We start from the raw sequence: 6,026 nt of genomic DNA, 5'->3' as shown, positions 1-6,026 counted from the left end.
TTAAGAATAGATATTCTTTTTCTAGATCGCTTGTCCAAAGAGAAGCTAATTTCAAATATCTGGAATGAAGGAGTGATTATATATGAAAAAGGAAAGGCTTTACGAGAGGCTTGATACTTATAAACGTGCAAGCGAGCGACTGACTGAAGCGACAAAACTACAAATTGATCATGCTATTGTATATGACGGGGTTATTCGGCGTTTTGAATTTTCATTTGAATTGAGCTGGAAGCTTATGAAAACATTTTTAGAATATGCAGGGCTTGAGGAATTGAAAAGTCCCCGAGCAACGATTCGTGAGGCATATGCCTATGGGCTAATTCACGATGGCGATGAATGGATTGATATATGATTGATCGGAATAAAACATCCCGTATTTATGATGAAGCAGAAGCAAGAACGATTTACATTAAAATAAAAATGGTTTATGAAGAGCTTCTTCGGGGATTAATAGATAACATAGAGCAAGAGTTAAGAAGAGTTCAGTAGGAAAGTCCATTTTCATTCGCTGAGGATCAGCACTGATCTTGCGCTACATGGATGGCTAACAGGTCTATATTGAAGATCCAGCTGCCAATGATGCAGCTTTTTGTGCGACGGCAGTTGCACAAAAAGGGCACTTCAAATTATTTTTTGGAATAGTGAACAAGGATGTTATTATATCTATTTATAGGCATGAAACTTAATTATTTTTACTGAACTTTCATTGTATTATACACTCATTTGAAAGAACGTAAGAAATACGGTCTTAAAGGCGCTCGTCGCGCGCCACAGTTCTCAAAACGTTAATATTGATATATCACTATCTTTACAAGAAAACCCATTTACCAATCTCGGTAAATGGGTTATTTTTATTGAACTAATTATTTTAGCCAGCCTTAGCTGACAATCTTATAGTATTCCCTTGCAGTTAATGTGTAAACTAAAGCATAAAATAAAGCAAATATGAATATGGTTGCGGCTGTACATATGACAAATAGGCCAACATTTGTTAAGTTTAACAAAGCCAATAGTTTCGTGATCACTTTGAATGCGAAGGCGATGTGAATAACGGCCGCGACAAGTGGTAAGAAAAATACTACGAGCACCTGGCTCTGAATCGATTTCTTGATTTCCTCTTTGCTCAAGCCTACTTTCCGCATAATTGCAAATCGTTCTTTGTCATCATAGCCTTCAGATATTTGCTTATAATACATAATTAAGACGGTTGCCATGATAAATAATGTTCCAAGAAATAGACCAAGGAAAAATAAACCACCATATATGGAATAAAAAGATTCTCTTGATTCCTCTTGCCCTGCTGCATAGCCATCGATGGAGGCTTCCTTTAGCTTTTGGGACAAAGCCTTTGTTAGGGAAATTTCATTTTCAGTGCTTCCCTTAGCATCAAATCCTGAAAAATAAGATAAATCCTTCCAATCTATAAGCTCTAATTCCTCGGCAGGGTATAGAGATTTAATCGTTTCCTCATCTTTTACTACGACAATATAACTATCTATTAGCGATATCATGGCAGAAGCATCGCCAGTGAACGATAAGTCTCTTAACTTCGATTGTAATGGTATCTTCAACAGGTTCTTCTCCTAACGTGTATACGAGTACTTCATTGTCCTTCAGTGTAGCTGATTTTTTTTGCAGCTGATTGAACTCATCAAGCGGGATTAATTTAATCATAGACATATTCGTATTTGATTCCATGGTGGTGGGGTCTGTTATAAATGTGTTTCCTTCCCTAATTGCTGGAAAATCTGCGGAACGATAACGAACAGGGTCTATTATTTCAATTTGATTTTTTTCTGCTTCTTCTTGTATTATTTGTTCAATTACTTGTGCCTGCTCTTCAGAAATATTATTTGCTGAAATTTCAATTTCCCTTGGATAGCGATTTTTCAACAAATCTTCCATTCCAATATAAAGGGACACTGTAGTTGATAACATTACTAATATCATTGTCGATAAAATACAAATATTGGCTAGACCTACTGCGTTTTGTTTCATCCGATAAATCATGCCCGAAACACTGATAAAATGTTTTGTTTGATAATAGAATCCTTTGTTTTTTCGCATGAGTTTTAATAGGGCTATCGTGCCAGCTGTAAATAAAGCGTATGTGCCGATAATGACGAGCAGCACGGCTAAGAAAAACTTATTTATCGCAGCTGATGGAGATTCAGTTACTAGTGCGATATAGTAGCCAGAGGCGAGTGCTGCCACCCCGATTAAAACGAGAACCCATTTCGTTTTAGGTTCTTTTTCACCAACCTGACCGCCTCGTAATAATTCAATCGGTTTTGCCAGGTGAATATGTCTTAAATTGTTTAGAAGGGTAAGGACAAAAATGCCAAGAAAAAGGATCAGTGTAACTCCTATTGATTTTGTCGAAACAAAATACGTAAGTGGCACTTCAAAATGTAATATATTATTTAAGAGTAAAAACATTAACTTACCTATGATCATTCCGCTTGCTAATCCAACAAATAGACTGCAGACTGTGACGAAAAAGGTTTCCCAAACAATTACTTTGGAAATATGTTTTTTCTCCATTCCAAGAATGTTGAATAGGCCAAACTCCTTTTTTCGTCGTTTAATTAAAAAGCTATTTGTATAGAACAAGAAAATAACTGAAAAGATTCCGATGACAATGTTTCCTAAATTTAAAATCGCAATCAAGGAATCACCACCGGACATTTCTTTCAAACCCGGATTTCCCGACATAAAATGCATCATGTAAAACATAGCGATGGTACTGATACATGTAAGGATATAAGGGATATACGTTTTCTGGTGTTTATTTATATTCGTTAAGGCAAGTTTGGTGTAGAAAAATCTACTCATTTCTACCACCGCCCGTTGCAATGATATTTAATGTATCCGAGATTTTTTGGTACATCGCTTCATTAGACAAGGATCCTTTATAGATTTGATGGAACACAGCGCCATCTTTGATAAACAGAATGCGACTTGCATGGCTAGCGGCCTTTGTACTATGGGTCACCATAAGAACCGTTTGGCCATCTTGATTAATCTGTGAGAAAATCTGTAGTAAATCATCAGAGGCACGCGAATCCAACGCACCGGTCGGCTCATCAGCTAGAACGAGCTTTGGATTCGTAATGAGAGCTCTCGCAACCGCTGCCCGCTGTTTTTGACCACCAGAAACTTCATATGGAAATTTTGTTAAAATATCTTTGATCCTTAAGTTTTCGGCAAGGGGCTTTAAACGGTTACTCATTTCACTGTATGATGTGCCAGATAATACGAGCGGTAAAAAGATATTGTCTTGCAATGAAAATGTATCGAGTAAGTTAAAGTCCTGAAAAACAAATCCAAGATTTTTTCGGCGAAATGCAGATATTTCTTTTTCATTAATGGATACAATATCTTTGTCATTCAGTAAAACTTCGCCGCTAGTCGGTTTGTCAAGAGCAGCTAAAATGTTTAGTAGAGTCGTCTTTCCAGAGCCGGATTCACCCATAATCGCAACATATTCCCCTTCTTCAACCGAAAAGCTAACGTCTGTAAGTGCCTGAACATGGTTGCCACCGAACCGAGTTGTGTATACCTTTTTTAGATTTTTTACCTCTAGTAATGTCATGAAAATTTCCTCCGTCTCTTCAATTAACTACATGTTCAGTATAGCAAAGGCTTTATTCACCAGACATAGCTGTACCTTACAAATAAGGGCCCAATCTTACAATATTGTAAGATTGAATAATTACTGGTATCATTCCACCCCGATTTCCTTCGTTTCCAAATCAATGATAACCTTTGTTCCAATTCCTACCTCTGATTCAATGGTTATGTCGTGGGATAGTTTGGTCAATATTTGTTTGCAAAGATACAAACCAATCCCCGTAGATTGTTCAAAGGCACGGCCATTGAATCCGGTAAATCCTTTTTCAAATACACGCGGTAAATCTTCTGCTTGAATGCCTATGCCAGTATCTTCTATAATCAGTTGTTCATTCTTCCTATGAATTGAAATGGAACCTTCTTTTGTATACTTCAACGCATTAGATAGAATTTGCTCGATGACAAAGAGCAGCCATTTTTCATCCGTTAATACGGTATAGTTGACATCCGAATAGTTCAGGCTGATTTTTTTGCGAATAAACATTTTGGCATTTTTTCGGATCGCTTGTTTAATGATCTCATCTAATTCATATTTTTTAAAAACAAGATCATTGGACATATTTTCTAAACGAAGATATTGCAGAACAAATTCAACATATTGTTCAATTTTAATCAATTCCAACTCCATTTCGGCCGTTTGTTCCTTTTGCTCGGATTGAAGAAGGAGCCGCATCGCTGCAATCGGTGTTTTAATTTGATGGGTCCACTGTGTAAAATAATCTATTAAATCTTTCTGCTTATTATCAGCTTGAACGGTCAATTCGTTCTTATTTTTATATAAGATTTGCAGCAGTTCCTGATATTTCCGTTCAATTGCATTCTTTGGGGCAGGCAATTGATCGATTTGTACCATAATGTTTTTTTCTGTGCTTTTTAGCTTTTTGTATTGCTTTATAAATTTTAAAAAATCAACAACAAAAAAGACGAGGACAATGTATGAACATAAAAGAATGGAGTAGAGGATTGGAGCGAGGGGGTGATGGCTAAGCGAAAAAACGATAGTAAAGCATAGGATAAATAAGCAGAACAAAGATATCGGTTTCCAGTTTTTATGTAAATAGAGAAGAAATAAATTTTCTTTATGATTATTCATATTAGTTCACCAAATAGCCGAGTCCTTTCTTTGTTTTAATAAAATCATTTAGTCCAATTGTTTCTAATTTCTTTCGGAGGCGGTTAATATTCACCGTTAGTGTATTATCATCAATAAAACTGTTCGTTTCCCATAGTCGCGTCATTAGAGCATCCCTTGAAACAGCCTTCCCCTTATTTTCAAGAAGAACATGCAAAATTTTTTGATCATTTTTGGTTAAATCGATTTTCTGGTCATCATAGATAAGCGTTGCATCACTGGTGTTTAGGATAGCCCCGCGGTGTTCCAGTAAATTTGTTTGTCCAGTAAAATCGTAAGTGCGTCGAAGTAATGCTTGTACTTTGGTAGTAAGAATCGTCAAGTCGAAAGGTTTGGCAATAAAGTCATCTCCGCCCATATTAATAGCCATGACAATATTCATATTGTCGGAAGCAGAAGAGATAAAGATAATCGGTACCTTAGATACTTTGCGAATCTTTTTACACAAGGTAAACCCATTCACAAAGGGGAGGGAGATATCCAATAAAACTAATTGTGGATCAAAGGAAACAAAATGTGACATGACATTTTGGAAATCAGAAACATATTCCACTTCAAATCCCCACGTCTGCAGGTGATTCTTTACCGTTTTTGCAATGACCATATCATCTTCTACAATAAAAATTTTGTACATCATCTTAGCTCCATTCATCAGAAAGTTTTAATTTAATCCCTCGCTCATTGCTATATCAATCCAGTTACAATGTACTTTGGCGTGAAATAAAGGGATCTGTACTCTTTGAATAAGATATAATTTTAGATATAACCAAATGGTCAAAGTATAGAGTGCTCGTTCTCATTAACAGTGAACCCTTCATTTAATTGCTGCTATTTCTCCACTTTTATATATTTAATTTTACAATCTATGCTACATTTAATCTACAATCATAACAAAATGATCGTCAAATTCCATCACTTTGTCTCTTTCCTTCCAATGAAATCACACTCCCTTATTGATCTGCCCAATAAAAAAAGCATGACAGATGGAATTTGTCATACGTTAGTTTGTTTATCTATAAAACTTCTTCAATACCAACCATTTTATATTCTGCACATGGTACGGTAATCGCATTTAGTTTATACACTGTAAGAAAAGGGACAGAATTAAATCTGTGCCTTTTAATGTTATGCGCGCCCAGCAAGCCGTTAATTGCTAGTTGGTGAAAGTCCAACCTGAGTAGGTACCAAGACGCTCAGTAGCTGACAGGCAACTGGTGGAGAAATCCTAAGGTTGAAGCCCTGTGACAAAGTAACTCGATTT

General features: G+C 36.2%; 7 protein-coding genes and 1 pseudogene. 3 read left to right on the top strand and 5 right to left on the bottom strand.

The features are described 5' to 3' along the window. The first annotated feature begins 82 nt into the window (after positions 1–82). The 3 genes and pseudogenes from ACPYKA_RS17930 to rpsI form a co-directional block, all read left to right on the top strand. Entirely contained in the window at positions 83–352 is a 270-nt protein-coding gene (locus ACPYKA_RS17930) for an HI0074 family nucleotidyltransferase substrate-binding subunit (RefSeq protein ID WP_479543572.1), read from the top strand. Then, positions 349–489 carry a hypothetical protein gene (locus ACPYKA_RS17925; protein ID WP_479543571.1) on the top strand — a complete coding sequence of 47 codons (141 nt, stop codon included), beginning with the start codon at positions 349–351 and terminating at the stop codon, positions 487–489. Before ACPYKA_RS17930 ends, ACPYKA_RS17925 begins: the two co-directional genes overlap by 4 nt. Positions 490–723: 234 nt before the next feature. Continuing rightward, a pseudogene (gene rpsI / locus ACPYKA_RS17920) lies at positions 724–789 on the top strand (30S ribosomal protein S9); the annotation flags it as partial. An 89-nt stretch (positions 790–878) separates the two neighbouring features. Here the strand turns inward: rpsI and ACPYKA_RS17915 are convergent. From ACPYKA_RS17915 to ACPYKA_RS17895, 5 genes are all read right to left on the bottom strand, one after another. Then, a complete protein-coding gene (locus ACPYKA_RS17915) occupies positions 879–1,571 on the bottom strand; it encodes an FtsX-like permease family protein (protein ID WP_479543570.1) in 693 nt (230 codons plus the stop codon). Next, entirely contained in the window at positions 1,492–2,835 is a 1,344-nt protein-coding gene (locus tag ACPYKA_RS17910; RefSeq protein WP_479543569.1) for an FtsX-like permease family protein, read from the bottom strand. Before ACPYKA_RS17910 ends, ACPYKA_RS17915 begins: the two co-directional genes overlap by 80 nt. Then, the gene (locus ACPYKA_RS17905; RefSeq protein WP_479543568.1) at positions 2,828–3,595 is read right to left on the bottom strand and encodes an ABC transporter ATP-binding protein; all 768 of its coding nucleotides are present in this window, start codon (positions 3,593–3,595) and stop codon (positions 2,828–2,830) included. The genes ACPYKA_RS17910 and ACPYKA_RS17905 overlap by 8 nt, the downstream gene beginning before the upstream one ends. 129 nt (positions 3,596–3,724) lie before the next feature. Next, on the bottom strand, positions 3,725–4,486 hold the full coding sequence (locus ACPYKA_RS17900) for a sensor histidine kinase (RefSeq protein WP_479543567.1): 762 nt from the start codon (positions 4,484–4,486) through the stop codon (positions 3,725–3,727). Between the two features lie 241 nt (positions 4,487–4,727). Then, positions 4,728–5,399 carry a response regulator transcription factor gene (locus ACPYKA_RS17895; protein WP_479543566.1) on the bottom strand — a complete coding sequence of 224 codons (672 nt, stop codon included), beginning with the start codon at positions 5,397–5,399 and terminating at the stop codon, positions 4,728–4,730. Positions 5,400–6,026 lie beyond the last annotated feature (627 nt).

This window comes from Pseudogracilibacillus amylolyticus (SeqCode) (assembly GCF_051918545.1).
Lineage (GTDB): Bacteria > Bacillota > Bacilli > Bacillales > Amphibacillaceae > Pseudogracilibacillus.
This window is presented reverse-complemented; position numbering and strand designations above follow the sequence as displayed.